This window comes from Pseudomonas sp. TSRC2-2, from assembly GCF_049897785.1.
Taxonomy (GTDB): Bacteria; Pseudomonadota; Gammaproteobacteria; order Pseudomonadales; family Pseudomonadaceae; genus Aquipseudomonas.
Map to the genome: position 1 here is coordinate 25203 of NZ_JAFCWZ010000004.1, position 24037 is coordinate 49239.

Sequence of the window (24037 nt, forward strand, 5' to 3'; positions counted from 1 at the left end):
CCTCGCCTTTTATGGTTTCGTGATTTGGCTAGAAGCCGCGCCATTCAAGGCCTCGGCGGCATTCTGCGAATTTCCGTTTCTGGTCATAGTCGAGCGATGAATCAGGCTAAAGCCTTTCCCGTCTAACCATTCGTGCCACTTGCTCAGGGCTTCGCGCTTGAGCAGTTCGGCAGATGTGTGGATGTAGGTCTGGACGTTGCGAGTCATCGTGTGGTTCACCAGCATCTCGCCGATCAGGAAGTCGACACCCAGATCAGTCCAACCGGTGCGGGCAACCTTGCGCAGGTCGTGGCTTGTCCACTCACCCTGACCCAACCGGGCGAATACGGCACAGGCCTGGCTGTCACTGAGGCAACCACCGCCACGTGCCGGGAACACGAAAGCACCCTTGTAGCCCTTGCCGGCCTGCCAGTCCCGGTACCGCTCCAGCAGCGCGCAGACTTGATGGGTCAGGGGCAGCCGATGCTCGCAGCGGGTCTTGGTGTTCTCGGCAGGGATGAACCACTCGCCCTGCTCGCCCAGGGTCAGGTGCGACCATCGAGCCATGCGGGTCTCGCCGACCCGCGTGCCATGGCAGAGCATCATCAAGGCCAGCATGCAATCCTGCGGCTCACGGGCGAAGCCCGCGGCCAGTTGATCAATGACTTCCTCGAGCTGAACGGCGCGCAGGCGGGATGGCTTCGGCTGGATCTTCGCCTTGGTGAAGTCGGTGAACTTGAAGCCGGCGATCGGGTTCGCGCTGATCATCCGCAACTTCTCGGCCTGCCGGAACGCCACCACGATCACGCCCCACATCAACCGAACATAGGACAACGAGAACTCGGCCTGCATGGGCCACATCAGTTCCTTGTCCAGCGTGAAGCGGTCGACTTCTTCCACGAGCAGCTGCCCGAGCCTGGGCTTGAGGTGGCACGCAATGATCGAGGTGTTGGTGGACCGGCGTTTGCCCGAAAGGCTGCGGTCGACGGCCTGCCGCGCCGTGAACCAGTCGAGCAGCTGTCCAACCGTCTGCAGAGTACCGGCTGCGGCCGAAGCCTTCGGGTCAACCGCCAGACGCTCGCGGATCTTAGGCAGTGCATTGATGAGCCCTTTCACAGGCAGCTCGGGGAAGCCGGCGATCTTCTCCCACTTCTTACCAACCACCAGATACCAGGTGCCGCGGTCGCGGTTGTTGTGGAAGCGGAAGTAAACGCCCGGGAAGCGCGCGTCACGCACGTCACGGATATCGATGTTCGACGATTGGCGACGGATCTCGGCGTCGGAAAACGTAGTCAGCAGGCTCTGGCTCATGCAGCCACCACAGTAGGAGCGAGTCGAAGGTAGGCGCGGATCTGCTCCATCGCGTCGAAGTGCCCACGGCACACGATGGCGAGATAGCCCTGCTCGTTCAGCTTGCGTAGCCGCTCCTGCTGGCTCGGCGACACCGGGGCGTCGTTTGGCGGCGTGGCCTTGAATTCGATATAGAGACCGAAGTAGCCACCGCGCGCCATGTTCAGCACCAGATCCGGAATACCGGCCTTAACGCCCTGGGCTTTGAGCTTGGCTGCCACCGCCTTCACTCGGTGCCCGCCGTTCGGGACGTGATAGATCAGATCGAACACGGCCGGTAAGCAGAGCTCAAGCTCACGCATCAGCCCGGCCTGTTCCACCCCTTCCCGGTCGACTGGCTTCGCGCGTACGACTTTCGCTTTGAACAGCTTTGGGGTAAATGCCTTCATACGCGCTCACCACGCGCCATGCGTGCACGTCGGGTCAGCCGCCAAATGCCCCACAGGCAAGCGACGAAGAGGATCAGCAGCGAACCGAAATAGAAGTGGAGCAGATTGTTTTCCAGAAAGGCGATCATGCGGCCCCCTTCACGGTGAGAATTCCTGCCCTGATCAGGGCTTCGTGGGTTTCGGCGATCGCGCGCGGGACGTCCGACCAATCGATCTCGCCCGCCGCACGGCCATCCATAACGTCATGGCAGGCGCTGCATGCGTAAACCGCCACAGTGTCGAAGCCCTTCATGCCCATGCCCTTCTGCCCGCAAGGCAGATGCGCGAGCACGGTGGTTTCCGGATTGTGGTTGCAGATGCCGGGCATGCGCAGCGTGCAGTCCTGGCCGTTCGCCGAAGCCCGGAGTTTCTTCGAGGTCACGCGCATACCCGCTCCCCAGTGGTGATGTCGATCACTTCGCAAGTGGATGGCCACATCGACTGACCGAACCTGATGGCGGCAGCCGAATCAGCGAACAGCGCGACGGCGCGGTCAGGCGAGCAAGTCAGGTCCCATTTGTAGCCGCAGCTGTGGACGGCGTAGCGGTAATCCGAAGGATCAACCGGGGCAAGGCGGGAATCAGCCATGGGCGGCACCCCCGACGACCCGAGCCGATGGCGTTAGGCCGAGACGTCGCAGCAGTTGCTCACGTGCAGCCTGGCCGTTGGCCGGAATGCCCATCCGCGCGACCTGCGCCTGCGCTACTCGTTCGGTGAGTTCGTTTGCCCGCTCGATCGGTGGCTTGCTGCCGTCGTGCCCAATGCCAACGGCGATATCCTCGAGCGGCAGACATTGGACGAGACGACGGATGGTGATGTCGTAAGCTCGGTCGAAAACCTTACTCGCCTTCTCCGGGATCAGATCACCGAGGTTATGCATCTCGCACTGGAGAGCAGCATGGCGCACCGCAGCGTGGGACCAGGTGCGCGCGCCGAAACGACTCGGGTGAGAATTCTCCAGCGCTTCGCGAAACGCCTTGTCATGCGATGGAATGCCGAGCATCTCGGGGGTGGGCTGGCACCACTTGATGAACTTGCCGACGCTTGGGGCGAAGTCGCCGCCGATCTGCCGGCAGTTCTGCAGGCCGTAGCGGATCTGTTCCAGCTGATTGATCCCGGCCACAAGGAATGCCTTGATCCAGCTGCGCTTTGCAGCCTTCAGCGCTTCATCGTCCGGCCAAGCCTGTTTCCAAGCCGGGAAAATCGCCTGCAATTCCTTGAACAGCGAGTTCACCACATCGGCGGTGCCCGGCGGCAACTGCTTCGGCTGAACGAGAGTTACCGGCGGAAGATTGCCCATCGTGCTGAGCAGTTGTTCGGTGCTGCGTGGTTTCTTGTTCTCCATCACAGGTCTCCCAGATCGTTCGCCCAGCTTGTGTCATCGAAGTCAGGCGTCTTGCCCTGCCCCGATGCCTTGACGCGTTCGCGCTTGACCCACTGCACCAGCCGGTAGCACCAGCCTGCCGAGGTATCAACGGTCGCAGGCTTGGCAACGAAGAACCCCATGAACGCCCGGATCGCCGTGTCAGGAACCGCATCGGCAGGAAGTCCGGCGATTGCGATCTGATCCGACAGCGCCTTCTCGTTCGGAGCCCAGGTGGCGAACATGGCGAAGCGTTGGCGGTCGTCTTGCGATTCGACGGCGGCCCGGTCTTGCTCGAAGACAGCGGAATCGATCTCGCGCTGCTGCAGCTGCTCTTCGGTTACCTGATGGTTAAGTGACGTATTGGGTGCAGCCACTGCACCCCGTTCTGTCTCAGGCTGCACCCCGTTCTGTTGTGAGTTGCACCCCGTTGCGTCATTTGCACCCCGCTCAGAACGGGGTGCAGGATTTGCACCCCGCGATAGTTGAAGGTCGTAAACGACTGGGCGGCGGTCATGACGGTCGATGTGTACGGCGGCGATGGCCTGATTGCCCTTCTTGATCAGCCCGGACTTCTCCAGATCGTCCAGTTTGTAACGCACAGTGCGCTCAGACAGACCGGTGTCGTCGGCCAGGGTGGTAGCAGATGGGAAAGCGCCAGTGCCGTTCGACCCGGCGTAGTTGGCTAGGCACAGCAGCACGTGCCGAGCGCTGGAGTCTTTGAGAACTTGAGTGGGCAAACCGAGCGCCCATGACATTGCTTGAACGCTCACAGCGAAGCTCCGATATTGAATTCGGCCAGACGGGCAAGGCCCTTCGGGGTAACGAGAGGATCGAAAGCAGCGCGTTCCACGCCGGTTTCTGGGTCAGGCTTGAGCGCGGTCACCTTGTGGACCATGCACCCTGATGTGATTCGTGGCTGGTAAGCAGTCCAGCGGCCGGAGCCTTGGCGGCGAAAGATCCACCGGTTCTGCTCCATCCACGCGAACAGCTTCGAAGGCTGGATCTGCAGATGCTTTGCAGCGTCGGTGATGCAGATCGCGCCGCCGGCAGCGGCAAGGCGATTGATTGCCGCAACCTTCGGCGCCTGATCGAGAATTACCAGTCGCAGTGTCTGGTTGTCCTTCGCCTGATCGGCTGCGGCTTGCAGCGCCTCGGCATAGGTGGCCGGGATCTGAAACTGACCGGCCTGTGCTTCCAGCTCTTGCCAGCGGTCGATAATGCGAGCGCGCAGCTCGACGCTGTAGCCGGATACAACGACCAGAGTGTCACGCTGAGACAGCAGGAACTCGCGATAGACCTGACCATTCTGCGGATGGATATAGGGGGTGTCGTTTGAAGAAACGACACCCCTTGCAACCAGTGATCGGATGGTTTTCAGCACGTTGTCGTGAGAGCTACCGATAAGCTCGGCGATCTCACGCGATGACATGTGTCGCGACACGTTTTGCGAGTTACTGAAATGTGTCGCGACACTGGGGGTATTGCCGGGGGTGGTGTTCGTGTTCATAATGGCCCCACTGTGTTTTACAAGTTGTTGAAAGAACCGCCCTGCCAGGCGGTTTTTTTATGCCTGCGGTTCAGGCGACTTTTACCGATGCCTTCAGCTGAGCCAGTGCTTCTTCCGCCTGGCCTATCTCTTTCAAGATCCGGGCACGCTCTACCTGATCGACCCGCCCATCAGCCATTGCCGTGTGCGTCTCGACGGTAACCTCAGCGAATTCCAGCGTTGCGCGGCCAAGCGCTTCATGAATTCCCAGCGCAACAGGCTGGTCATGCTTCACGATCGAGTACCCGAACTCGCCAGCCAGAGCTGCCAGAGGTCGCATGTCTTGCGTATGTAGAAGCAATGCGTACAGATGCTTCGCGTTAAACCACGCGCCGTCGTAGTTGGCATTCGCCCGCTGGAGCAGGCTCACCGGCGGCATATTCATAAGCGTGGCCAGCTCTTTGGTATTGGCTTCATCAACCACGTCGTCGCAGGCCTTCAGAAAATCTTGCATCCGTAAAACCTCAATCTTGTTTATGTGGCTGCATGCCATTAGTCGTTGCAAAATGTTTCTCAGGGCGATAGATCAAGCAGCGCCGAGCAAAACCTTGTGGGCAAGCTCGACGAGATCGGGACGAAGGCCGGCGATGGTGATTTCGCCTCCAGAGGCATCCTGCAAGCGCTCAGCAAGTTCGGCAGAAGCTTTGCGGTGACCACCCGCGAGCTGCCAGAGATGGCCGACGGTGGTTTTAGCGGCAGCGGCAACTTCTTCACGGCGGCTGGAAGCAGCGTTTGCGAGCCAGTCGCGCAGATGGTCATTCATAAGGAATCTCCTGAAACGTAGGAGAAATTTAGCTTAGGGCTAACATTGGAGCAAGGAATATTTAGCTGTGAGCACATTTAGCATTGAGCTAAACGCTGTCATCCTTGGCCGCATGGATATTTATGCGATTCGCAAACACCAATTGATCACGCTGATTGGCGACCAAAGAAAAGGCGCCTGCGCAGAGCGCTGGGGGATGGCCCCTGCGCATTTAAGTCAGATCCTGTCGGATAAAACCGCCAAGAACCTTGGGGATGACGTTGCTCGGCGCATCGAGTCGATCGAGAAACTTCCGCGGGGCTGGTTTGACTCGATACCTGGCGATGTTGGCGTGATTGCCAAGGGCGCGGAACCCGCAGAGGAAACCGCGGACGTGGCTGCAAAGGCAGCTTCCGCCGCGGACCAGGTGAAGCGGATGCTCGCCAAGGTGAAGGGGCTATCGGTTGAGGCCAGGGACCGTATCGTCGCAGCTGCAGAAGAGCCGGACGATGGACCTGAGCACGTCATTTCGAGCAACCTGTCCCGGCTTCGCCCTACAAGCGAAGAAATTTTGATCCCTCAATACGATGTCCGTGCTGCTATGGGACATGGTCAGGTTCCCCCGGAATACAACGAGGCCGTTCGCAATCTCGTTGTTAGGGAGGAGATCCTTCGAGAAAAAGGAGTGACGTATACCGCCGCAAACGCTCTGGCGATGATTACGGGATGGGGACAGTCGATGGAAGGAACCATCAACGACAAAGACCTTGTCATCGTCGATCGGGGCGTCAACGAGTTTGTTGGTGAGGGCATATATTTGATGACCTGGCACCAAGAGCTCTATATCAAGCGAGTCATGCGGTTAGACGAAGAGCATTACAGATTGATCTCTGACAATCAGCACTACGAAAACCAGACCGCAAGGATCGACGACGTCAACATTCATGCAAAGGTGCTGCTGATCTGGAACGCGCGAAAGGCGTGAATCAGCACAAGAAGCCCGCTACCCAGCGGGCTTTTTTTTCGCCTTTAAAAAGGCGCTATCTCCTCTAATGCCTCCAGCTCGTCATTCATTTCTACCTGCGCATCGTTATCTGAGGCTGCCTCCCACCGTAACGTGACCGATTCGGCGTCGTCGTTGAAAATGATATCGATGCCGTCGACCTCCGAGAGCACATTCATCACCTCATCCCATTCCCTGTCCCCGTCCGTATCCAGCCGATGGATTGTCACCGTCCGGTTCAATTTCGCGATCGGGTGATTGATCATGTTCGAGACCCGCAAACTCAGGCGCTCTATTCCGGACATAGGGGTGCGTTCTTGTTTCTGCTTTTGTGGGCGCGCCATGTGTCGTTGCTCCAGTGCTGTATATTCGTACAGTATTCATGTCGCAGCATAGCGACAGTTAGCACAATGCAAAAGCCCCCTCCGTCGAAACGCCCCCTCCTACCTTCCCAAGGCAAAGTTTCACCCCAAGCTAAATTATTTAGCTGTGAGCTATTGACGCATCTTTAGCTAGAAGCTAAATTAATTTCACCGCCGGATAACCACCGGCCTCAACAAGGCAGCGATGAATCGGCCTCAACGATTCAGAGGGATGGCAACTGTCCCAGGGTGCGCAGCGTAAAGCCCCGAATCAGTTATCCGGCGGACGGTGTCGCGGTCGGAAGAAAAATTTGAATGAGCCCGTACCGCGCCAGCAGCGCCGAAGGGACACGGAATTTTTCACTGATGCACCTGGTGACGGGTGCATTGGGAAAACAACCAACAGGTGACCGACCATGAAGTACGAAGACGCAATCGCGAAGCTCGAGCAGCACGCTCAACAGTGCGAGGACAACGCCGTAATTCAACGGCGTGAGGGCAGTTGGAAGGAAGCTGATTACAACGACGGCGTGGCAGCTGGTTACCGCGTTGCCGTTGCAGCTCTGAAGGCCGAGTGATCATCGCTGCTGCACCTTGGCGACAGGGTGCAGCGGGATGTAACCCAACCCCAGAGGAATCACCCATGTTCGGTATCGGTAAAAAGCTGTTCGGCGCCAAGCGCGCAGTCAAGAAACTGGAAAATCGTGACCTGATGCAAGCCATCGTCGGCGGCTGCCTGCTGGTTGCGGCATCGGATGGCGAGATCAGCAAGAACGAAGCGGCTCAGATCGACATCCAGATCCGCGCCAACAAGGCCCTCGAACACTTCGGCTCCGAGATCACCAGCACCGTTAACCTGTTCACCGAACAGTTGCAGGCGGGTTTCCGTCTCGGTCGCATGAACATCCTGCGCGAGATTCGCGACATCAAAAACAACCCGGCGGACGCCGAAGAAGTCTTCGTGAACATGCTCACGGTGGCCGAAGGCGACGGGAACATCAGCCCCGAAGAGATGAAGGTGCTCGCCGAGATCGGCAATGAGCTCGGCCTGCGCCTGAAAGACTTCGGTATCGAAGCGTGAGCAAGCGGCTGCGCCAGGCCTTGATCATCCTCGGGGTGCTCTTGGTCGCAGGGCTTCTCATCAGCAGCATCTTCAAGCGCGGCGTCTGCTCCTACTACGGCTACCAAACCGATCGCGAAACCAAGTACGCACCATTCGTAGGCTGCATGGTGAAAGCGTCCGGCAACTGGGTGCTGCGTAGCGAGCTGAGAGCCATCCAGTAGGCATCACTTCTGCCCATTCACTGAGTGGGCAGCGGGATGCGGACGCCAACCCAGCAGACGCTGGACACCTGCAATCAACCGGAGATCAACATGCTCCTGATCATACTGATCGGCGCAGCGCTTGCGCATGTGCGGCCAGAACCGCCCTGCTCTATCGCGCTGCAAACCGATCCGCAACGTGCACACCGTGAGCGGTGGCGATGTATCGCCGGGGTCGCAGCGTTCTGGCGCTGATCGGTCCCGCCAAAAACACCGGAACCCGAGAATCACTGCATCTGTTGCTACACAAAAGGCCCTCCCGTCCAGTTGGGCCTTTTCTTCGCCCGCCTTTATCCGTCAGCACTCTCCCCCTGCGCCCAACGGCAACCAGCATTCGGCACAGAGTGCTGACGAATACACGCAACCCAATCCCACGGAGTCAGCCATGAGTGAGCAACGAGCGCCCTTTCCACGGTCGGCAGATAACGCCGACCAGATGAACCTGCCGGAAGGCAAGACCTGCGGGGACTGCGTGCACGTCAAGCGTTGCAGCGCGATGTTCGGCCACATCCCGGCGGACGAATCCTGCGACTGGAGCCCGTCGCGCTTTCGCGAAGCCGTTCCAGCTACCGCCTAACCCACCGAGGCATCTGCCATGCATCCATCATTTCAAGAACGCATCGACGAGCTCGGTGTGCTGCTCCAGAAAACCCACGCCGCGCGACTGGAGTTCTTCAAGCGCGTTGACCAGGTCATGCCACCAAAGAAGGTTCGCTTCCAAGTGTCCGGCGAGAGCGGCGGTATGTATCGGGTCATCGACCTGAGCAGCGGCAAGACTCGCGCCTTCCGTGAAACCTTCAAGGCGGCGTATGACATCGCAATGCAATTCGAAGAGAAGGCCAACCGGCCAGCGGGAGGTGTCCAGTGATCGGCGTGCCACTGCCCAACCCTCGGGACAGCATCATCGAAGACCTGAACCGCCAGATGGATCAGTTCTTCGGCTCCGGCAAAGCGGTTGAGGAAATCCCGGCCGGCGTCACCGGTGACCCCAAGCTGGGTTCCAGCGCTTACCACGACCGCCTGCGCACCGAGCGCAAGAAGCTCGCGCCCAGCCTGAAGAAGCTCGCCTTGTCCGGCACATCGCTGAACAAGGCCGCCGAGACACTGGGCATCGACCACAAGCGCGCCCGCCTGATCGCCAGTGAGAACGGCTTCAAATTCAAGTCACGAAGCGCATCAGCAAGCAGGTGCAGCAGCGCCTTCGACAATCGCAGTTCTACCTTCCCCCCAGCGGCCTGTTGGCCAACCCGGAGAAAAAACCATGTCCACCCCAACTGATACCGCCGAGTTCCTCGAAGAGCTGAACGGCGGCGCCTTCGCCAGCCAGATCGGCCATGCCCTTTCCGAAGTAGCGGCCGGTGTGGTTGACCACGGCAAGGCCGGCAAGCTGGTCATCACCTTGGACTTCAGCCAGATCGGTGAATCCAGCCAGGTGAAGATCAAGCACAAGCTCGACTACAAGGTTCCGACCAAGCGTGGTACGCGCAGCGAGAACACCAGCCTGGATACGCCAATGCACGTCGGCTCTGGCGGCAAGATCACTCTGTTCGCTGAAAAGCACGACCAGCTCTTCACCCGTGAAGAAGCCCCCATCAAACCCCGCACCTGATTCCACCCCACTCACAAGGAACTGAAGAATGTCCCTGACCAAAGATGCGATCCAGCTCATCACCGATACTGCTCTCGAAGCAAGCGGCAAAAGCCTCGAAACCCTGACCCCCACCGTCGTTCTTCCAGATGGCTGCCAGATCGTCAGCTTGGAGAAATGGCAGACCGGCCGCAGTCGTTTCCGCGGCATCTACTCCACTCACTCGCTGGCCGACTTCAGCGCCTACGTCGCCGACCGCGCGATCGCAACCGCCAAAGGCTTCATCGACCAGGACGAAATGACCTGCACGCTGCTGTTCAACCTGGGGACCGATGCGGAGCCAGGGCACGCAGACGATCGCGCGGTGCTGAAACTCAAGGCATCGGCCGGATACAAAGCTGCTCAGTCAATTGGCGGCCGACCAATGACGCAGAAGGATTTGAGCGACTGGATCGAGGACTGGCACCAGTACCTGACGCCAGTGGATGACGAAGGTAAAGCGATTCCTGTCGCCCGAGCCATCGCTGCGGTGCGCACCATCACCGTGAAAGCGACCAGCGAATCCGAAAACACCGTCGGCGACACCAGCGCCAGCCGTAGCGCTATGGATCAGATCGAAGCCCGCAGTAAAGAAACACTGCCGGCTGCACTGCTCTTCAGCACTATCCCGTTCGAGGGCCTGACCGAGCAACAAATCAACCTACGGATCTCGGTCATCACCAGCGGCGCAGTGCCAGCGTTGAAGCTGCGCTGGGTCGGTGAAGAGGTGCAGCGGGAAGACATCGCGCAGGAATTCAAGACAGTGCTTCAGGAAAAAATCGGCACCAACGCATCGCTTTGCCTCGGATCTTTCGATCCAAAGTAAAAGGATAGGCCGGGAAACCGGCCTCACTTATCGCTATGAAGTACATTAAGTTCGCTTTTATCAGAACCTGGCAATAGGTCCTGAGCGCCAGTCATGGTCAATCACGTGCCGACCATGAAATACTCCTGTTTTCACCCACCCATTATCTTCTGAGGCAATGAAATCGAGCACGAAGTGATCCCAAAACTGGGACTCAGTTTTTATTCCTCTAATCATCGCTTCCGCAATCAGTGCAATAACGCGCTTACAGAGAAACTCTGTCAGAGCAACAAACCAATCCAACTTGTGAGCATCTATCGTCGAAGAACTTAAGTCCGTTCCACCTTCATGGATTATTTCACACCTATAGCTATACATATCTTTGATTGATTGCTTCCAGAGCGACGCCCAAGGATTGGCATTCTTACTCATGAACTCGCGTTTTTCCTTATCTTTATATATAAGCCCTGCGTAATATTTTCCGGGCGCTCCGACCAACATTGAGTATCGCTTCGAAACGCCGGTCCCATTTCTTTCATCACTTGAAAGTAGTGATTCTAATCCGATCCAGTTGAAGGCGAATTTGTGCGCAACATGTGGTGAAAACTCGGATTCACGCTGCCAATCCATGCATTTACTTAGTGCAACTCCTAGAGGATCAAGCCTTCCTCGAATGGTTTCTCCGAGGAACCAGTCCCAAAAATCATAGTCCGGAGGCATGATCAAAAAAGGGCCGAACGATGACGGCTCTTCCTCGATCGGGCTCCATACCCCACCTTTTAATATGACTCCTACCGCACGGCCGGCTTGGCGATTCCAGGAAAGCAAACGAGCTTTGGCAGAAAAGACCTTCCTGTTAAATATCGACAGCGACATGTCAGCCACCATCAGACCTATCCGAATCCCATGATCGCTCAAATCTTTCATTGGGATGAATATCAGTTTCGGATCACCCAAAGTTATCTTTTGTGAAAGCTCAATACCAAAAGACGAAAATGATTTTACTAGAGCATCATTAAATCCAGCCGACAGACTTGGCTCTAAATCGCTCTGCTTCGCAAGATAAACATCTGGTCCTTGCCCCAGCGGCACGACAGGGAAAGTTGCTATTCCGGTTACTGCCAAAGCTATCCAGCTGGACTCAGCATCTATAGGAACGGTAGGCATAAATTAACGGCTCCAAAATCACCAAAGCTATTAAGACAGGAATTGATCATGCAGTCGAAAATATATTTGTCTGGACCTATGACCGGCCTGCCCGGACTCAACTTCCCAGCTTTCCACGCCATGACCGCCCAGCTCCGCGCCGCCGGCTACACGGTGACCAACCCTGCCGAGCTCAACCCGGACGGAGGGACTTGGAGCGAGTGCATGCGTCGCGACATCAAGGCGCTGATGGACTGCGACACGGTGGCCAGGCTTCCCGGCTGGCACTCTTCAAGCGGCGCCCGACTCGAAGTGCTGATCGCTGAACGCCTCGGCATGAAGGTTGTGAATGCCCATGATCTGGTATCGATGGAGATTGCAGGATGAACAGTCAGTGGAAACTGGTGCCGGTTGAGCCTACGCAATCGATTCTTGACGCGATGACGACCGAGCGGAAGAAAGGGAATGGGGTCTTGCAGATGTGGTTCGAGGCCATGGCCGCCGCCCCTGCACTGCCGCAAACGGATGCGCAGCCGGTGATGAAGTTGGAAGCTGAAAAGCTCTGGGGCGGGCAAGGCGAGTACGCTGTGTCCTTCGTCCGCGCTGGATGGTTGGATGAATGCCGGGCGATTGGCGGCGAATTCTTGCTCTATACCCATCCTGATGAGGGCAAGGTTGCGCGACTCACCGCCGAGCGTGACGCCTTGCAACTGCTGCTGAACGAGAGGGACGAACGACTGCACAGCCTTGAGCAGTCACGCCGTGCTGAATTCGACAATGGACGGGTGGCAGAGAAGCGGAACGAAGAGCTGTCAGGGATGCTGCAGCACTTGGTCGATAACCCGTATCGGTTCACCGATGCCTACCGCGAGCGCATCGCTGCCGCGCTCAACCCAAAACCAGAAGTCGATAACCAGCGAACTATTGACGCACTCAAGGAAGCTGGCTTCCTCGGGCTGAAAACATGAGCCCTGAATACGCGCCGCTGGCCGTGATTTGCACAGGATTCATCAGCGGTTTGGCGGGCTACATGTACGGCTTTTTGCGCGCCCAGTCGAAGTACATCCCTCAAATTATCGAAGCCAATCATGAAGTTGCCAAGCTGAAGCTGCTGGCCCGCCTCGACTCCGAACAGAAGTAACTCCCTCCCCCTTCAAAGTCAGCCGCTATAGCGGCAAGGACGACCCATGTCTCAAATAAAGGAACGGCCGATCCTGTTCTCGGCGCCGATGGTGCGCGCCATTCTGGATGGACGGAAGACGGTCACGCGGCGGCCGGTCAAGGGTTGGCAGGTTCCAACTGAAGACACCACCGTTGCTGCCGGCGAGCGCCATCGCTGGATGGCCATTGCCCAGCGCGACCCCCGCTACGGTTTCGGCGTGTTCGGAGCGACCGAGGCGGAGTGCGCCAAAGAGCTAGAAGAGTTCGCACCCTGCCCATACGGCCGACGTGGCGAGCGGTTGTGGGTGCGCGAGGCTTGGCAAGATGTGCATCCGGTCCAAGTAATTGATCGCTACTCACAGCCAGGCCGGGCCGGAATTCCTGGTCCTCCAGGCGTCACTTATCAAACGATCTACCGAGCGGACGGTGACTACCCGCCGGTCCATTACACACATGAGCATCCCTACAGATGCCTCGAGCCAGACCCAAACCATGGATTTCGCGGAGCGGCAGATTCCGGTTGGACGGGCTGGACACCAAGCATTCACATGCCGCGCTGGGCCTGCCGCATCCTGCTGGAGATCACCGACGTCCGCGTCGAGCGGTTGCAGGACATCAGCGAAGAGCAGGCCAAGGCCGAGGGCTGTTTCTTCACTGACTACGGCAAGGTCTGCTTCCACGGCGGTCGGGGCGTCCGTGACGCTACCGAGTGCGAATACCCTGCCAGCAAACACCAGCAGCGGCCAGGGTGGATGTGGGACAAGACGAACAGCAATGAGCAATGCCTCGACACGGCCCGTCACGCTTTCGGCAATTTGTGGAATTCCACCGGCGGCGACTGGGACGCCAACCCATGGGTCTGGGTCGTCGAGTTCAAACGGGTGACGCCATGATCACCAAGTGCTTACTCGGCTGCACCCTCTTCTTCTGGCTTCCATTGGTACTGACCATAAAGGCGGTGATCGGATGAGCGACGCAACGAAATACGGGAAGGAGCTTTGGCTGCTTCTCGCTCCCACATTCAACGAGGCGACCGCCATGGATGGCTTTGGCAACCATCCAGAAAAAGCCCAAGCCTTTGCGGGATTCATCGCGGCGGCATGCGGCGGGATGCTGGCCGAGACTGGCCGCGAATCCACCATGGCGGTGCTCGCCGCCATTGCGCAGCACGTCGAGAGCATCAAGCCCGGCTCGGAAACAACGCACTAACACTCTCCGCTTACCCCCTCCCCCAACTCAACAGCCTGCCGGTGTACGGCGGGCGAGGTGCACTCATGAAAAAAGAACAGTTGCCGGTAGTTGTGGCAGCAGTCGCTCGCGCCCTCGAAGCAGGTAAAGCCGCAGCAGCAGCTGCGCCGAACGATGCCGGTACCGCGAACCTCGACCGGGTGTATCTCCGCGTCGGCCTTCTTCGAGAAAAAACGCTCCACGATGCCGGCCTTCACGGCTGGATGCAGTCAGCCAGCACGTACCACGCTCGAGCCTTTCACCTCGGCGCGCCGTTCGATGGCCAGGGCAACAGGCGCTACGCCGGCGTGCAGGCCATGTACAAATCCCTGAAAGCCGAAGGCGTCGACTGCGGAGTCTGGTACCAAGCTGATTAACCCCATCACCACCTTCTGCCGCCACGCGCGGCATGGAGCATCACATGACCATCCAGTTTCTATCCCACGAGGAGGTTTGCGAGCTCACCGGCGCGCGAACCAAGGCAGGTCAGATCCTCAACCTGAAAAAGAATGGCGTTCGCCATACGATTAAAGTGAACGGCTGGCCGAGTGTCACCGCGATGGCGGTCACCGCCGTCGGCGCATTTGAATCTGAAAAGCCCGTATGGAAATCACGTAAGGCCAGCTGACATGGGAAGACGACCAAGTAAACCCGGCTCGATCGCCAGGCTGCGGGAGCGCAAGAAAGCCAGCGGCCGAGTGTTCTACTACTACGACACGGGCGGCAAGGACCGCAAGGAAATTCCGCTGGGCAGCGACTACGGCTTGGCGATCATGGAGTACGCGAAGCTTGAGCGTGATCGCACCGCAACCGATCTGGTCGCCAAGGTCATCACGTTCCGCTACGTCGCCGAAAAATACATGGTCGACGTCGTCCCCACCAAAGGCACGGCGACCCAGGCTGACAACAAGCGCGAGCTGAAGAATCTGATCGCTTTCTTCGACGACCCGCCCGCGCCGCTGGAAACGATCGAGCCGTTGCACGTACGCCAGTACCTGACATGGCGCAAGGCCGCGCCGGTGCGCGCGAACCGCGAGAAGGCACTGCTCAGCGCCATCTGGAATTACGCCAGGGATAAAGGCTACACCTCTCTTGCCAACCCGTGCGCGGGCATCAAGGGCAACAAGGAAACCGGGCGGGACACGTATGTCGAAGATGCGCTGTTCAAGCGTGTGCACGACAAGGCAGACGTGGGCCTACAGGACGCAATGGACCTCGCCTATCTGACCGGGCAACGGGTGACCGATACCCGGCTGATGGACGAGCGCGACGTGCGCGACGGGCAGATTTGGGTGCTGCAGGGCAAGACAAAGGCGAAGCGTCGAATCGAGATAACGGGGGAACTGAAGGTTTTGATTGATCGAATCATGTCCCGGAAATCAGAACACAAGGTCCGCTCGACGCGGCTGATCGTTACAGAGGACGGCACACCGATGACGGTGGCGATGTTGCGCAGGAGGTTTGACTTGGCCAGGGAGGCGGCCGGCGTGCAGAAGGCTGAGTTCCAGATGCGTGACTTGCGCGCCAAGGCGGGTACCGACAAGGCAGAATCCAGCGGTGACATTCTGCAAGCCAGAGATCAACTTGGGCATACGACGGTGGTTATGACCGAGCAGTACATCCGCAATCGAAAAGGCAAAAAGGTCATGCCTACCAAGTGAATTGCGGACCAACTCCAAAATAGCGGACCAGAAATAAACAAGGGCTTGCATCAGCTTTCGCCCGCAAACCCTTGATTTAAGATGGTGCCCGAAGCCGGAATCGAACCGGCACGCCCTTACGAGCGGGGGATTTTAAGTCCCATGCGTCTACCAGTTTCGCCATTCGGGCGGTAGCGCGGTGTTGATTGGTTCAGCGTTGCGGTTGCGATCCAGACAGGATGACCGCTTGAAAAGCCGAGCGGGGAATATATACATCACATCCCGGTGAAGCAAGTTCGCAGTGGCAGATTTCGAGACTAAATCTTGCTGGCCATGAAAGCTAAAAAGCCATTTAAATCATTGTGCTATGTAGCGTGTTTGAAGTTGAGGCTGAAGCTTGAGAAAAAACGCGCTAACCAAACTCGAAACCGAAGCTAAAACCCAACAAGATCAAAAGGTTACCACTACATCCGCTGTACGGGCCAGAGATTTTTCTGCGCTGGCGATCATGAAGAAGCAACCCATGACTCGCCGGGGTGTCTAAGCTAAACGATGACGCCGGAATCAGCGACTGCATGTAACCCGCTTACCTTTTTCACACCGCATCCCGCCTCACAGGCGCTGACTTCCACTAAACGTCACCAGAGCTCAGCTCAGGGATGTACAAGCAATCAGGAGATTTAACCGAATGCAAATGAGTGACACCGTTCTCAAAGCGTCTTTGAGCCCCGAGGAGCGCTCGGCAATCGCCGAAATCGAAGCGACCACCAATATTTTGCAGCTCGTCACCCGGTTGACCGGCACGCGCTTCGCTGGCATCGCAAAATTCACAGAAACCGAATGGATAGTCTGTTCGGCCTACGATCCGATCGAACTGGGGATAAATGTCGGCGACACGCTGGATCTGGAGACTACGCTTTGCAGTGAGTTTCGCAGGGATCCTCAAGCCCTCTTCCTTCCACAAATCAGCCAGGACGGAAGACTTTCGTCGCGTCCCGTAGTGAAGCAATATTCAATTGAAAGCTACGCCGGCGCTCCGGTTTTCCTGCCGGACGGACGACTATGGGGCGCGCTTTGTGCTCTTGATTCGAGGTCTGTTCTGTTTGATAACCCTGACCTGGCAGAGACACTGACGCTGTTCGCACGGCTTATCGGCTGTATCTTTTTCTCGAATCTGACAGTGGAAGGTGCCAGCCATATAAAGACCGGAGCGTGCGTGGCTGAGTGATCTTGTTGAAGGATGCGCAATTCCACTCTTTTTCGAAGACAACAAAAAACCCCGTAGATCATTGATCTACGGGGTTTTTGATAGTGGAGGCCGAGGTCGGAATCGAACCGGCGTAGGTGGATTTGCAATCCACTGCATAACCATTTTGCTACTCGGCCTCAAAGTATTCGCTGTCAGTAGCGCAACAACAAACACTGTACAAATTGGAGCGGGAAACGAGACTCGAACTCGCGACCCCGACCTTGGCAAGGTCGTGCTCTACCAACTGAGCTATTCCCGCTTGGTGTGGCGCATTCTATAGAATTAAGAAGCCCCGTCAACCCCTTGATTCAAAAAACTTTTATTTCTTTTCGACATCCGTCTTCAGGTGCGGCCATGCGGCGCGGAGGTATTGAACCATCGACCACAGCGTCAGCCCTGCCGATACGATCAGCAGCGTATAACCGAGCACGACCCAGAAGTTGAAAGCCTTTGGATGGGCCAGAAGTATGACCAGTGCGAGCATTTGCGCAGCGGTTTTCCATTTGCCCAGATTGGACACTGCAACCTGTGCCCGGGCGCCGAGTTCGGCCATCCATTCGCGCAGTGCCGAAATCACGATCTCGCGACCAATGATCACCGCTGCGGGCAGCGTGAGCCAGAGGTTGCCGTGTTCCTGCACCAGCAAGACCAGAGCAACTGCAACCATCAGCTTGTCGGCGACCGGATCGAGAAACGCACCGAAGGGTGTGCTTTGTTCCAGTCGGCGCGCCAGATAACCATCGAGCCAGTCGGTTGCGGCCGCGAAGGCAAACACCGAGGCAGAAGCCATGTAACTCCACTGGTAAGGCAAATAAAACAGCAGAATGAAGATCGGGATGAGCAGGACGCGGAGAACGGTAATCAGATTAGGGATATTCATCGGCACAACTGGCTACGAGGTGAAGGGGCATTCTACTCACTATGCAGGTTCGCATAAATCGACTCTGCGAGCTTTTTACTGATCCCCGGGGCTTTGGCGATCTCTTCGATGCTTGCACGAGACAGCTCCTGCAATCCACCAAAATGTTTCAACAGGTCACGTCGGCGTGTCGGCCCTACCCCTGCGACACCTTCCAGGGTCGAGGTTCGGCGAGTCTTGCCGCGACGGGCGCGATGTCCCGTAATCGCGAAGCGGTGTGCTTCATCACGAATCTGCTGAATAAGGTGCAATGCGGGCGAATCGCCGCGCAAAGTGAACTCGTGCGCTGCATCATTCAGATACAACGTTTCGAACCCAGCCTTGCGGGTGGCGCCCTTGGCTACGCCCAAAAGTATCAGATCCGGCACTGCCAGTTCGTTGAGCACGTCACGGGCCATAGACAATTGCCCTTTGCCCCCGTCCACCAACAGGATGTCCGGCAGCTTTCCCTCCCCGTCCTTGAGCTTGCTGAAGCGTCGCGTGAGTGCCTGATGCATGGCCGCATAATCGTCGCCCGCAGTGACGCCTTCGATGTTGTAACGGCGGTAATCCGACTTGATCGCGCCTTCCGGCCCGAACACCACACAGGACGCAACCGTCGCCTCTCCGCTGGAATGACTGATGTCATAGCATTCCAGGCGTTGGGGCGGATCATCCAGATTCAGCACCTCGGCCAGTGCATCGAACCGCGCGGCAGTGTGCTGACGGTTGGCCAGACGCGCGCCCAACGCTTGCTCGGCGTTGGTTACGGCCAGTTGTTGCCAGCGCGCACGGGTACCACGTACCCGATGGCTGATCGCCAACTCGCGACCGCGCAAGGTATGGATGCCTTCGATCAGCGCAGGAAAATCTTCATGAACCACGTTGACGATCAACTCGCTCGGCAGATCGCGTTCAGGGCTGCTGATGTAGTACTGGCCGAGGAACGCCGCCATGACTTCGGAGACGTCCTCCTCGATACCGACCTGAGGGAAGAAATTCTTGCTGCCCAGCACTCGGCCGCCGCGAACGCTGATCAGGTGCACGCAGGCACCGCCAGGGTTGACGAATGCGGCAATGACGTCGATATCGCCGGTTCCGCCTTCCATGCTCTGCTGGTCCTGCACCCGGCGCAGCAAGGCAATCTGGTCGCGCAATTCGGCGGCGCGTTCGAATTCGAGGTTGATCGCCGCCTCTTCCATCGCGGTGGACAACTCGTTGGTCAACGCATGACTGCGCCCCTCAAGGAACATCACCGAGTGACGCACGTCTTCGGCATAGACGTCCGGCTCGACCAAACCCACACACGGCGCCTTGCAACGTTTGATCTGGTATTGCAGGCACGGACGAGTGCGGTTTTTGTAATAACTGTCTTCGCACTGACGGACGAAAAAGGTTTTTTGCAGGATGCTCAGGCTTTCGCGGATAGCACCGGCACTCGGATACGGGCCAAAATATTTGCCCTTGGCCTTTTTTGCACCGCGATGGATGCTCAGGCGCGGAAACTGCCCGTCTGACAAAAACACGTACGGATAGGATTTATCGTCGCGCAGCAGGATGTTGTAAGGCGGTCGCCATTCCTTGATCAGCGTCTGTTCAAGCAACAGCGCTTCGGTTTCGTTGGCGGTGATGGTTGTCTCAACCTGAGCGATACGCCCGACCAGTGCGGCGGTCTTCGGTGCCAGGCCGGTCTTGCGGAAATAGCTGGCCAGGCGTTTCTTCAGGTTTTTCGCTTTGCCCACGTACAGCAGGCGCGCCTCGCTGTCGAACATGCGATAGACGCCCGGCCGACCGCTCACGGTCGACAGGAAAGCACTGGAATCGAATGTCTCGGTCATGGTCAGGCGCTGGCATCCACCATGCCGTGCCGTACCGCGAGCAGTGTCAACTCGACGTCGCTGCTGATCGAAAGCTTTTCGAAAATGCGGTAGCGGTAGGTGTTCACGGTTTTCGGCGACAGGCACAATTTGTCGGAAATGATCTGGACCTTCTGACAGCCGACGATCATCAACGCGATCTGGATTTCGCGTTCCGACAAAGCATCGAACGGCGAATCATTGGTCGGCTGGAATGATTTGATCGCCAACTGCTGGGCGATTTGCGGACTGATATAACGCTGCCCGGCGAAGACCAATCGAATGGCCTGCACCATTTCCGGCAGACCTGCGCCCTTGGTCAGATAACCGGCGGCCCCTGCCTGCAGCAAGCGCGTCGGGAAAGGGTCTTCTTCGCACACCGTAACGGCAACCACCTTGATGTCCGGGTGGCTGCGCAGCAATTTCCGTGTGGCTTCGAGGCCGCCGATGCCGGGCATCTTGACGTCCATGAGCACTACGTCAGGCTTCAACTCACGGGCTTTGATCAGGGACTCTTCACCTGACTCGGCCTGCCCTACCACCTGCAGGCCATCGATATCGGCCAGCATCCGTGTAATGCCTGTGCGAACGAGATCATGGTCGTCGACCACTAGCACCCTAATCAAGCAGACACCTCGCGATATGGTCTTATTGGGATGCCGGACACCTTAGCAAAAAGTGCCAGACACACCTAGCGGAAAGCCGCATTTAAAAAGTTTCAATTCATCATTCAGGGCTTGCCGGCCGTGGGTTTCAGCGCACAGCTGTACTCAAATCAAGCTGCATCCTGATGAAACACTCGTCCCTGCCCACTCTGTGCAGCCCTTTGCGTGCATACAGTTCTTGCGCCGGGTTGTTCTCGAACACGGTCAGCCTGAGTGCGGGTCGTCTTGCCTGACGAGCCATCTCGATAACCTGGTCTATGCACCAGGAACCGGCACCCCGCCCTTGCCAGGCCTGAGCAATTTGCAGTTCGCGTATGTATAGCGCCCGTGCATCCTGGCTCAGACTGAAAAAGCCGATTGGCGTTTCATCCTGCAGGACTATCCAGTTGTCACGAGACTGCCAGCCTGCGTCAAACGCCTTGTCCTGCCACAGCAGATCATGATCGATGTAATAGCGCAGCATGTTGCGACAGGTCAGAGCCCGCGCAAAAGCCAGATCGTCGACCGTGGCATGGCGAATCCAGTAGATCATTCGGTTTTCTCCGTAACCGTAAAATGCGATTTACCCGTATGGTTTGCCACTGATAGTCGTTTCGGGCAGCAGGCAATAGCATTTTCTGATTGCTGACGCGTATCAGCGTCGAGTAAGCTCGGCGCATTCTACGGAGACAGACCATGTTCAACGCCCCTTCACAGTCTTGCATCGCCAGCGCCCTGCGCTCGGTTGCGGCTGCCCGGGTGAATGAAACCTGCGCTCCTGCCACTTTTTATTTTGGGTATTGGTTTAGCCACTGGCGCGCCTGATACCCAAACGGCGCCCATGATAACGGGTCGCCTACCAGAGATTTCTCAACCCCCGGTCGGCCTCCCGACCGGGGGTTTTGTTTTTTCAGGCCCACAACTTTCAGCATCACACCACACTTTGAGGAATACATCATGAACTACGCCACTTATTACCGTTACGACAGCTTTAGCGCCTGGCGATTTACCAGCTTCCGCTCGGGACAGCCTGCCGCCTCCGATCGGTCACCTACAGGTGGCAAACATACGCGCCCAGCCAGTACGGCCATTTGTCGAACACCCCAGTAGGGCCGAGCGAGCGGGAAATACCCGCCATCCGCCCAGGAAGAACGAATATGAACTCCTCCGCTTCCGCTTTGCCGCTGTCCACCCTCGATTCTGCCAACGAAGCGTTGACCCTGCGTCTGCCCAGCTCGCTGCAGCTCAAACAGCAATTACCGCTCGGTCATTCCCTGCTTCAGCAAGTCAATGCCCATCGCCAGGCGGTGCGCGCCATCCTCAACGGTCAAGACCCACGCCTGCTCGTCATCGTTGGCCCCTGCTCCATCCATGATCCGCAATCGGCACTCGAATATGCCAACAAACTCGCGCGCTTGGCCGAGGATGTGAGTAGTGAAATGCTCCTGGTCATGCGCGCCTACGTCGAAAAGCCTCGTACGACAGTGGGCTGGAAAGGCCTGGCCTACGATCCGCATCTGGACGGCACTGACGACATGGCTGCCGGCCTCTCGCTTTCCCGCGAACTGATGCTGCAAATGATCCAGCTCGGACTACCGATCGCCACCGAACTGCTCCAACCCATGGCTGCCAATTACTTCGATGACCTTTTGAGCTGGGTGGCCATTGGCGCCCGCACCACCGAATCGCAAATCCACCGCGAAATGGCCAGTGGCTTGAACATGCCGGTGGGCTTCAAGAACGGCACCGATGGCGGCGCCGCCGTTGCCGTCGACGCCATGCGCTCGGCAGCCCACCCTCATCGGCACTTCGGTGTGGACAGCCAAGGGCATCCGGCGATCGTGCAGACCGCCGGCAACGCTGACACGCACATCGTGCTGCGCGGTGGCCATCAAGGGCCAAACCACGACGCAACCAGCGTAGCCAAAATCAGCGCCGAACTCAGCCGACTAAAGATCCCCAACCGGATCATGGTCGACTGCAGTCATGCCAACAGCGGCAAGGATCCACTGCGTCAGCCAGCGGTGTTCAACGATGTGCTCGAACAACGTTTGCGAGGCAACCATTCGCTGATTGGCATGATGCTGGAGTCTCACCTGTTCGAAGGCTGTCAGTCGCTGAGCTCGTCTCTACGCTACGGTGTATCGATCACCGATGGCTGTCTCGGCTTCGGCGCTACCAAACAGTTGCTGACAGACGCCGCGCGGCGCCTGGCTCACGTCAGAAACTGAGCACATGCCGCCCTCCCGCTCATACAGGGCGTGGAGGGCTGACTCTAAAAGGCTACGCCTCTACGCTGATGCGTCTTACCGCCGAAAGTTGACTGACGTCATCCAGTCGCTCAATCGTGTAGCCGATCTCCACCGTCGTGCCGTGGTGCTCACGCCAGAACCGATGGGGAACAATGAAACTCACCGGCTGCCCGGCCATCTCCCGGGTGATTTCAAGATCATCCCGGTGACTGAAGAACTCACCGTCACACTTGAGATAGACCAGTTCCTGCTCCTGCACGTGCGCTTCTTCGATGAGGATGGAAACGCCGTCAACCGAATCCTTTACTGACAACACGTTTTCAACCGCCTCAACGACATCCGGCGCAGCCAGTTGCCCACGCACGGTCGGCCCGATGTAAATCGTCGCAGGTTCCGAAATTCGAACCGTTCCAGAGCGTGGTTCGACACGGTAGGCGACAACCACCTCGCCACCACGATGCGCTTCGATGTAACTGCCCGGCACCCAGAATGACAGGCTTTGCGCGACGGCGTAGCCTCCACGTTCAACGAGTCGGTAAAGATCTCGGGTGAGGTGTCTCCGTGCCACGACAACATTACCCGGTCGCCCGCCGACATTCTCGCGTAAGGCTGCAGGGTCACCAGGGTGCCCTCGACCACTCGTGGCGGATCCAGCGCTCCGTTTACCGAGTTTTCTATAAGCGGCGCCAACAGTTGCGTACGGACATCGCCCACCGACAGTTGCAGGCGTGCTGATTCGACTGCCTTGGGTGCGAGCGCGGTTTGGAGCGTGCAGTAAACCTCAAGCGAGCCACCCTCCAGCGCAGCTATATGCATGCCCTTGATGACGAAGATAACGTCTTTGCCAACCTGGGCCTGGCTGATGAATCGAACACTTTCGTATTGATACGCAAAGCCTTCGATATCCAGCCCCTCCCAGTACAGAACGAGCTGATCGCCACTGCTCATGTTGGCGTAAGGAGAAATGCGAACGACGGCCCTGACCAGCGAAGGCTCCAGCACGCTGCCCTCCAACCCGTCAATCATCGGCGCAACCAGAGGCTCGACAGACGCTTCGGTAACCGCGAGCTGTCGTATCCGCCAGCAAAACTCGACTTCATGGCTATTCATTTTCGTCTCCACTCCCTGGACAACGTGCCGTCCTGAATGACGACACTGACGCCTACATTGAGCACTTCTTTGAATGTTCCGGATGTCAGCCGAATGCACCGCGACGACGGCGTAACCGCTACTCGCAAGGTAGGCAAATGGGGAGTTCACGCTGTTATGACGACAAACGACCCAGCGAACTTCGGATTCGGATTTCACAGCTCTAGGAAATTTCGTACGCCTATTAATCCCTTTTCAAACGCAACGTGAAGCCTCTTCGTACTTCTTCAACGAGATGAGTGTTTTAGAGTGGCTCGGTGATTTCCCCATGAACTTCTACGAAA

Annotated in this window: 37 protein-coding genes and 3 tRNA genes; 19 read left to right on the forward strand and 21 right to left on the reverse strand. The window is 57.7% G+C overall.

Annotated elements, in window-relative coordinates; genetic code table 11:
• Positions 1-9 precede the first annotated feature (9 nt).
• From ACP7D9_RS08815 to ACP7D9_RS08860, 10 genes are all read right to left on the reverse strand, one after another.
• Entirely contained in the window at positions 10-1290 is a 1281-nt protein-coding gene (locus tag ACP7D9_RS08815) for a tyrosine-type recombinase/integrase (protein ID WP_426156790.1), read from the reverse strand.
• The gene (locus ACP7D9_RS08820; protein ID WP_426156792.1) at positions 1287-1718 is read right to left on the reverse strand and encodes a VRR-NUC domain-containing protein; all 432 of its coding nucleotides are present in this window, start codon (positions 1716-1718) and stop codon (positions 1287-1289) included. The genes ACP7D9_RS08815 and ACP7D9_RS08820 overlap by 4 nt, the downstream gene beginning before the upstream one ends.
• Positions 1715-1846 (reverse strand): hypothetical protein, encoded by a 132-nt coding sequence (locus tag ACP7D9_RS08825; protein ID WP_426156794.1) that lies wholly within the window; start codon positions 1844-1846, stop codon positions 1715-1717. Before ACP7D9_RS08825 ends, ACP7D9_RS08820 begins: the two co-directional genes overlap by 4 nt.
• Positions 1843-2145: a nuclease domain-containing protein gene (locus ACP7D9_RS08830; RefSeq protein WP_426156796.1), complete on the reverse strand. Its 303-nt coding sequence runs from the start codon at positions 2143-2145 to the stop codon at positions 1843-1845. The genes ACP7D9_RS08825 and ACP7D9_RS08830 overlap by 4 nt, the downstream gene beginning before the upstream one ends.
• Complete coding sequence (locus ACP7D9_RS08835) at positions 2136-2345, reverse strand: hypothetical protein (RefSeq protein WP_426156798.1); 210 nt, start codon at positions 2343-2345, stop codon at positions 2136-2138. Before ACP7D9_RS08835 ends, ACP7D9_RS08830 begins: the two co-directional genes overlap by 10 nt.
• Positions 2338-3102: a replication protein P gene (locus tag ACP7D9_RS08840; RefSeq protein ID WP_426156800.1), complete on the reverse strand. Its 765-nt coding sequence runs from the start codon at positions 3100-3102 to the stop codon at positions 2338-2340. The genes ACP7D9_RS08835 and ACP7D9_RS08840 overlap by 8 nt, the downstream gene beginning before the upstream one ends.
• The gene (locus tag ACP7D9_RS08845) at positions 3102-3878 is read right to left on the reverse strand and encodes a DnaT-like ssDNA-binding domain-containing protein (RefSeq protein ID WP_426157369.1); all 777 of its coding nucleotides are present in this window, start codon (positions 3876-3878) and stop codon (positions 3102-3104) included. Before ACP7D9_RS08845 ends, ACP7D9_RS08840 begins: the two co-directional genes overlap by 1 nt.
• An 11-nt stretch (positions 3879-3889) precedes the next feature.
• Positions 3890-4552: a phage antirepressor KilAC domain-containing protein gene (locus ACP7D9_RS08850; protein WP_426157371.1), complete on the reverse strand. Its 663-nt coding sequence runs from the start codon at positions 4550-4552 to the stop codon at positions 3890-3892.
• A 148-nt stretch (positions 4553-4700) separates the two neighbouring features.
• Positions 4701-5123 carry a phage regulatory CII family protein gene (locus ACP7D9_RS08855; RefSeq protein WP_426156802.1) on the reverse strand — a complete coding sequence of 141 codons (423 nt, stop codon included), beginning with the start codon at positions 5121-5123 and terminating at the stop codon, positions 4701-4703.
• Between the two features lie 72 nt (positions 5124-5195).
• Positions 5196-5432 (reverse strand): hypothetical protein, encoded by a 237-nt coding sequence (locus ACP7D9_RS08860; protein WP_122597369.1) that lies wholly within the window; start codon positions 5430-5432, stop codon positions 5196-5198.
• Between the two features lie 112 nt (positions 5433-5544).
• On the opposite strand from ACP7D9_RS08860, the gene ACP7D9_RS08865 reads away from it, so the two are divergent.
• The gene (locus tag ACP7D9_RS08865) at positions 5545-6396 is read left to right on the forward strand and encodes a S24 family peptidase (protein WP_426157373.1); all 852 of its coding nucleotides are present in this window, start codon (positions 5545-5547) and stop codon (positions 6394-6396) included.
• Between the two features lie 44 nt (positions 6397-6440).
• Here ACP7D9_RS08865 and ACP7D9_RS08870 read toward each other — a convergent pair whose 3' ends face one another.
• Positions 6441-6758 (reverse strand): DUF1654 domain-containing protein, encoded by a 318-nt coding sequence (locus tag ACP7D9_RS08870; RefSeq protein WP_426156804.1) that lies wholly within the window; start codon positions 6756-6758, stop codon positions 6441-6443.
• A 434-nt stretch (positions 6759-7192) separates the two neighbouring features.
• Between ACP7D9_RS08870 and ACP7D9_RS08875 the strand changes: the two genes are divergently transcribed.
• The 8 genes from ACP7D9_RS08875 to ACP7D9_RS08910 all read left to right on the forward strand — a co-directional run bounded on the left by ACP7D9_RS08875 (position 7193) and on the right by ACP7D9_RS08910 (position 10552).
• Positions 7193-7354: a hypothetical protein gene (locus ACP7D9_RS08875; RefSeq protein WP_426156806.1), complete on the forward strand. Its 162-nt coding sequence runs from the start codon at positions 7193-7195 to the stop codon at positions 7352-7354.
• A gap of 65 nt (positions 7355-7419) precedes the next feature.
• Complete coding sequence (locus ACP7D9_RS08880; protein WP_128613734.1) at positions 7420-7857, forward strand: tellurite resistance TerB family protein; 438 nt, start codon at positions 7420-7422, stop codon at positions 7855-7857.
• Positions 7854-8060, forward strand: a complete 207-nt coding sequence (locus ACP7D9_RS08885) for a hypothetical protein (protein ID WP_252886520.1) — start codon at positions 7854-7856, stop codon at positions 8058-8060. The genes ACP7D9_RS08880 and ACP7D9_RS08885 overlap by 4 nt, the downstream gene beginning before the upstream one ends.
• 424 nt (positions 8061-8484) lie before the next feature.
• Positions 8485-8676 carry a hypothetical protein gene (locus tag ACP7D9_RS08890; protein WP_426156809.1) on the forward strand — a complete coding sequence of 64 codons (192 nt, stop codon included), beginning with the start codon at positions 8485-8487 and terminating at the stop codon, positions 8674-8676.
• Positions 8677-8694: 18 nt separating this feature from the next.
• The gene (locus ACP7D9_RS08895; protein ID WP_151550792.1) at positions 8695-8967 is read left to right on the forward strand and encodes a hypothetical protein; all 273 of its coding nucleotides are present in this window, start codon (positions 8695-8697) and stop codon (positions 8965-8967) included.
• On the forward strand, positions 8964-9377 hold the full coding sequence (locus ACP7D9_RS08900) for a hypothetical protein (protein WP_426156811.1): 414 nt from the start codon (positions 8964-8966) through the stop codon (positions 9375-9377). Before ACP7D9_RS08895 ends, ACP7D9_RS08900 begins: the two co-directional genes overlap by 4 nt.
• Positions 9361-9708, forward strand: coding sequence for a hypothetical protein (locus tag ACP7D9_RS08905; protein WP_426156813.1), 348 nt, complete (start codon positions 9361-9363; stop codon positions 9706-9708). The genes ACP7D9_RS08900 and ACP7D9_RS08905 overlap by 17 nt, the downstream gene beginning before the upstream one ends.
• Positions 9709-9736: 28 nt before the next feature.
• A complete protein-coding gene (locus ACP7D9_RS08910) occupies positions 9737-10552 on the forward strand; it encodes a YfdQ family protein (protein WP_426156815.1) in 816 nt (271 codons plus the stop codon).
• 60 nt (positions 10553-10612) lie between these two features.
• On the opposite strand, the gene ACP7D9_RS08915 is transcribed toward ACP7D9_RS08910, so the two are convergent.
• Complete coding sequence (locus ACP7D9_RS08915; RefSeq protein WP_426156817.1) at positions 10613-11698, reverse strand: hypothetical protein; 1086 nt, start codon at positions 11696-11698, stop codon at positions 10613-10615.
• 48 nt (positions 11699-11746) lie between these two features.
• On the opposite strand from ACP7D9_RS08915, the gene ACP7D9_RS08920 reads away from it, so the two are divergent.
• The 8 genes from ACP7D9_RS08920 (at position 11747) to ACP7D9_RS08955 (ending at position 15726) form a co-directional block, all read left to right on the forward strand.
• Positions 11747-12064 (forward strand): DUF4406 domain-containing protein, encoded by a 318-nt coding sequence (locus ACP7D9_RS08920; protein WP_426156818.1) that lies wholly within the window; start codon positions 11747-11749, stop codon positions 12062-12064.
• Positions 12061-12645, forward strand: a complete 585-nt coding sequence (locus ACP7D9_RS08925) for a hypothetical protein (RefSeq protein ID WP_426156820.1) — start codon at positions 12061-12063, stop codon at positions 12643-12645. The genes ACP7D9_RS08920 and ACP7D9_RS08925 overlap by 4 nt, the downstream gene beginning before the upstream one ends.
• Positions 12642-12818, forward strand: a complete 177-nt coding sequence (locus tag ACP7D9_RS08930) for a hypothetical protein (protein WP_426156822.1) — start codon at positions 12642-12644, stop codon at positions 12816-12818. The genes ACP7D9_RS08925 and ACP7D9_RS08930 overlap by 4 nt, the downstream gene beginning before the upstream one ends.
• A 46-nt stretch (positions 12819-12864) precedes the next feature.
• Positions 12865-13731, forward strand: coding sequence for a hypothetical protein (locus ACP7D9_RS08935; protein ID WP_426156824.1), 867 nt, complete (start codon positions 12865-12867; stop codon positions 13729-13731).
• 73 nt (positions 13732-13804) lie between these two features.
• Positions 13805-14047 (forward strand): hypothetical protein, encoded by a 243-nt coding sequence (locus tag ACP7D9_RS08940; RefSeq protein ID WP_024011817.1) that lies wholly within the window; start codon positions 13805-13807, stop codon positions 14045-14047.
• A 65-nt stretch (positions 14048-14112) separates the two neighbouring features.
• On the forward strand, positions 14113-14442 hold the full coding sequence (locus ACP7D9_RS08945; protein WP_426156826.1) for a hypothetical protein: 330 nt from the start codon (positions 14113-14115) through the stop codon (positions 14440-14442).
• Between the two features lie 44 nt (positions 14443-14486).
• Positions 14487-14693 (forward strand): DUF4224 domain-containing protein, encoded by a 207-nt coding sequence (locus ACP7D9_RS08950; protein WP_056785291.1) that lies wholly within the window; start codon positions 14487-14489, stop codon positions 14691-14693.
• A 1-nt stretch (position 14694) separates the two neighbouring features.
• The gene (locus ACP7D9_RS08955; protein WP_280074920.1) at positions 14695-15726 is read left to right on the forward strand and encodes a site-specific integrase; all 1032 of its coding nucleotides are present in this window, start codon (positions 14695-14697) and stop codon (positions 15724-15726) included.
• Positions 15727-15808: 82 nt separating this feature from the next.
• On the opposite strand, the gene ACP7D9_RS08960 is transcribed toward ACP7D9_RS08955, so the two are convergent.
• A tRNA-Leu gene (locus ACP7D9_RS08960) sits at positions 15809-15895 on the reverse strand.
• 504 nt (positions 15896-16399) lie between these two features.
• On the opposite strand from ACP7D9_RS08960, the gene ACP7D9_RS08965 reads away from it, so the two are divergent.
• Positions 16400-16933 carry a GAF domain-containing protein gene (locus ACP7D9_RS08965; RefSeq protein WP_178081207.1) on the forward strand — a complete coding sequence of 178 codons (534 nt, stop codon included), beginning with the start codon at positions 16400-16402 and terminating at the stop codon, positions 16931-16933.
• An 84-nt stretch (positions 16934-17017) separates the two neighbouring features.
• Here the strand turns inward: ACP7D9_RS08965 and ACP7D9_RS08970 are convergent.
• The 6 genes from ACP7D9_RS08970 to ACP7D9_RS08995 form a co-directional block, all read right to left on the reverse strand.
• A tRNA-Cys gene (locus ACP7D9_RS08970) sits at positions 17018-17091 on the reverse strand.
• A 46-nt stretch (positions 17092-17137) separates the two neighbouring features.
• Positions 17138-17213, reverse strand: a tRNA-Gly gene (locus ACP7D9_RS08975).
• Positions 17214-17273: 60 nt separating this feature from the next.
• The gene (gene pgsA / locus ACP7D9_RS08980) at positions 17274-17834 is read right to left on the reverse strand and encodes a CDP-diacylglycerol--glycerol-3-phosphate 3-phosphatidyltransferase (protein ID WP_101159438.1); all 561 of its coding nucleotides are present in this window, start codon (positions 17832-17834) and stop codon (positions 17274-17276) included.
• Between the two features lie 32 nt (positions 17835-17866).
• On the reverse strand, positions 17867-19690 hold the full coding sequence (uvrC, locus tag ACP7D9_RS08985; protein ID WP_426156830.1) for an excinuclease ABC subunit UvrC: 1824 nt from the start codon (positions 19688-19690) through the stop codon (positions 17867-17869).
• Positions 19691-19692: 2 nt separating this feature from the next.
• Positions 19693-20334 carry a response regulator transcription factor GacA gene (gene gacA, locus ACP7D9_RS08990; RefSeq protein WP_024012761.1) on the reverse strand — a complete coding sequence of 214 codons (642 nt, stop codon included), beginning with the start codon at positions 20332-20334 and terminating at the stop codon, positions 19693-19695.
• A gap of 127 nt (positions 20335-20461) precedes the next feature.
• The gene (locus ACP7D9_RS08995) at positions 20462-20905 is read right to left on the reverse strand and encodes a GNAT family N-acetyltransferase (RefSeq protein WP_426156831.1); all 444 of its coding nucleotides are present in this window, start codon (positions 20903-20905) and stop codon (positions 20462-20464) included.
• A 604-nt stretch (positions 20906-21509) separates the two neighbouring features.
• On the opposite strand from ACP7D9_RS08995, the gene ACP7D9_RS09000 reads away from it, so the two are divergent.
• The gene (locus tag ACP7D9_RS09000; protein ID WP_426156833.1) at positions 21510-22583 is read left to right on the forward strand and encodes a 3-deoxy-7-phosphoheptulonate synthase; all 1074 of its coding nucleotides are present in this window, start codon (positions 21510-21512) and stop codon (positions 22581-22583) included.
• A 52-nt stretch (positions 22584-22635) separates the two neighbouring features.
• Here ACP7D9_RS09000 and ACP7D9_RS09005 read toward each other — a convergent pair whose 3' ends face one another.
• Together ACP7D9_RS09005 and ACP7D9_RS09010 are read right to left on the reverse strand one after the other, a co-directional pair.
• A complete protein-coding gene (locus tag ACP7D9_RS09005) occupies positions 22636-22920 on the reverse strand; it encodes a hypothetical protein (RefSeq protein WP_426156835.1) in 285 nt (94 codons plus the stop codon).
• Complete coding sequence (locus ACP7D9_RS09010) at positions 22908-23714, reverse strand: hypothetical protein (protein ID WP_426156837.1); 807 nt, start codon at positions 23712-23714, stop codon at positions 22908-22910. Before ACP7D9_RS09010 ends, ACP7D9_RS09005 begins: the two co-directional genes overlap by 13 nt.
• Positions 23715-24037 lie beyond the last annotated feature (323 nt).

What these genes read in the sequence shown, in the direction of transcription:
- ACP7D9_RS08815 (WP_426156790.1), bottom strand. Translation starts at nt 1,290, where the DNA reads ATGAGCCAGAGCCTGCTGACTACGTTTTCCGACGCCGAGATCCGTCGC.
- ACP7D9_RS08820 (WP_426156792.1), bottom strand. Translation starts at nt 1,718, where the DNA reads ATGAAGGCATTTACCCCAAAGCTGTTCAAAGCGAAAGTCGTACGCGCG.
- ACP7D9_RS08825 (WP_426156794.1), bottom strand. Translation starts at nt 1,846, where the DNA reads ATGATCGCCTTTCTGGAAAACAATCTGCTCCACTTCTATTTCGGTTCG.
- ACP7D9_RS08830 (WP_426156796.1), bottom strand. Translation starts at nt 2,145, where the DNA reads ATGCGCGTGACCTCGAAGAAACTCCGGGCTTCGGCGAACGGCCAGGAC.
- ACP7D9_RS08835 (WP_426156798.1), bottom strand. Translation starts at nt 2,345, where the DNA reads ATGGCTGATTCCCGCCTTGCCCCGGTTGATCCTTCGGATTACCGCTAC.
- ACP7D9_RS08840 (WP_426156800.1), bottom strand. Translation starts at nt 3,102, where the DNA reads ATGGAGAACAAGAAACCACGCAGCACCGAACAACTGCTCAGCACGATG.
- ACP7D9_RS08845 (WP_426157369.1), bottom strand. Translation starts at nt 3,878, where the DNA reads ATGTCATGGGCGCTCGGTTTGCCCACTCAAGTTCTCAAAGACTCCAGC.
- ACP7D9_RS08850 (WP_426157371.1), bottom strand. Translation starts at nt 4,552, where the DNA reads ATGTCATCGCGTGAGATCGCCGAGCTTATCGGTAGCTCTCACGACAAC.
- ACP7D9_RS08855 (WP_426156802.1), bottom strand. Translation starts at nt 5,123, where the DNA reads ATGCAAGATTTTCTGAAGGCCTGCGACGACGTGGTTGATGAAGCCAAT.
- ACP7D9_RS08860 (WP_122597369.1), bottom strand. Translation starts at nt 5,432, where the DNA reads ATGAATGACCATCTGCGCGACTGGCTCGCAAACGCTGCTTCCAGCCGC.
- ACP7D9_RS08865 (WP_426157373.1), top strand. Translation starts at nt 5,545, where the DNA reads ATGGATATTTATGCGATTCGCAAACACCAATTGATCACGCTGATTGGC.
- ACP7D9_RS08870 (WP_426156804.1), bottom strand. Translation starts at nt 6,758, where the DNA reads ATGGCGCGCCCACAAAAGCAGAAACAAGAACGCACCCCTATGTCCGGA.
- ACP7D9_RS08875 (WP_426156806.1), top strand. Translation starts at nt 7,193, where the DNA reads ATGAAGTACGAAGACGCAATCGCGAAGCTCGAGCAGCACGCTCAACAG.
- ACP7D9_RS08880 (WP_128613734.1), top strand. Translation starts at nt 7,420, where the DNA reads ATGTTCGGTATCGGTAAAAAGCTGTTCGGCGCCAAGCGCGCAGTCAAG.
- ACP7D9_RS08890 (WP_426156809.1), top strand. Translation starts at nt 8,485, where the DNA reads ATGAGTGAGCAACGAGCGCCCTTTCCACGGTCGGCAGATAACGCCGAC.
- ACP7D9_RS08895 (WP_151550792.1), top strand. Translation starts at nt 8,695, where the DNA reads ATGCATCCATCATTTCAAGAACGCATCGACGAGCTCGGTGTGCTGCTC.
- ACP7D9_RS08905 (WP_426156813.1), top strand. Translation starts at nt 9,361, where the DNA reads ATGTCCACCCCAACTGATACCGCCGAGTTCCTCGAAGAGCTGAACGGC.
- ACP7D9_RS08910 (WP_426156815.1), top strand. Translation starts at nt 9,737, where the DNA reads ATGTCCCTGACCAAAGATGCGATCCAGCTCATCACCGATACTGCTCTC.
- ACP7D9_RS08915 (WP_426156817.1), bottom strand. Translation starts at nt 11,698, where the DNA reads ATGCCTACCGTTCCTATAGATGCTGAGTCCAGCTGGATAGCTTTGGCA.
- ACP7D9_RS08920 (WP_426156818.1), top strand. Translation starts at nt 11,747, where the DNA reads ATGCAGTCGAAAATATATTTGTCTGGACCTATGACCGGCCTGCCCGGA.
- ACP7D9_RS08925 (WP_426156820.1), top strand. Translation starts at nt 12,061, where the DNA reads ATGAACAGTCAGTGGAAACTGGTGCCGGTTGAGCCTACGCAATCGATT.
- ACP7D9_RS08930 (WP_426156822.1), top strand. Translation starts at nt 12,642, where the DNA reads ATGAGCCCTGAATACGCGCCGCTGGCCGTGATTTGCACAGGATTCATC.
- ACP7D9_RS08935 (WP_426156824.1), top strand. Translation starts at nt 12,865, where the DNA reads ATGTCTCAAATAAAGGAACGGCCGATCCTGTTCTCGGCGCCGATGGTG.
- ACP7D9_RS08940 (WP_024011817.1), top strand. Translation starts at nt 13,805, where the DNA reads ATGAGCGACGCAACGAAATACGGGAAGGAGCTTTGGCTGCTTCTCGCT.
- ACP7D9_RS08945 (WP_426156826.1), top strand. Translation starts at nt 14,113, where the DNA reads ATGAAAAAAGAACAGTTGCCGGTAGTTGTGGCAGCAGTCGCTCGCGCC.
- ACP7D9_RS08950 (WP_056785291.1), top strand. Translation starts at nt 14,487, where the DNA reads ATGACCATCCAGTTTCTATCCCACGAGGAGGTTTGCGAGCTCACCGGC.
- ACP7D9_RS08955 (WP_280074920.1), top strand. Translation starts at nt 14,695, where the DNA reads ATGGGAAGACGACCAAGTAAACCCGGCTCGATCGCCAGGCTGCGGGAG.
- ACP7D9_RS08965 (WP_178081207.1), top strand. Translation starts at nt 16,400, where the DNA reads ATGAGTGACACCGTTCTCAAAGCGTCTTTGAGCCCCGAGGAGCGCTCG.
- pgsA (WP_101159438.1), bottom strand. Translation starts at nt 17,834, where the DNA reads ATGAATATCCCTAATCTGATTACCGTTCTCCGCGTCCTGCTCATCCCG.
- uvrC (WP_426156830.1), bottom strand. Translation starts at nt 19,690, where the DNA reads ATGACCGAGACATTCGATTCCAGTGCTTTCCTGTCGACCGTGAGCGGT.
- ACP7D9_RS08995 (WP_426156831.1), bottom strand. Translation starts at nt 20,905, where the DNA reads ATGATCTACTGGATTCGCCATGCCACGGTCGACGATCTGGCTTTTGCG.
- ACP7D9_RS09000 (WP_426156833.1), top strand. Translation starts at nt 21,510, where the DNA reads ATGAACTCCTCCGCTTCCGCTTTGCCGCTGTCCACCCTCGATTCTGCC.
- ACP7D9_RS09010 (WP_426156837.1), bottom strand. Translation starts at nt 23,714, where the DNA reads ATGAATAGCCATGAAGTCGAGTTTTGCTGGCGGATACGACAGCTCGCG.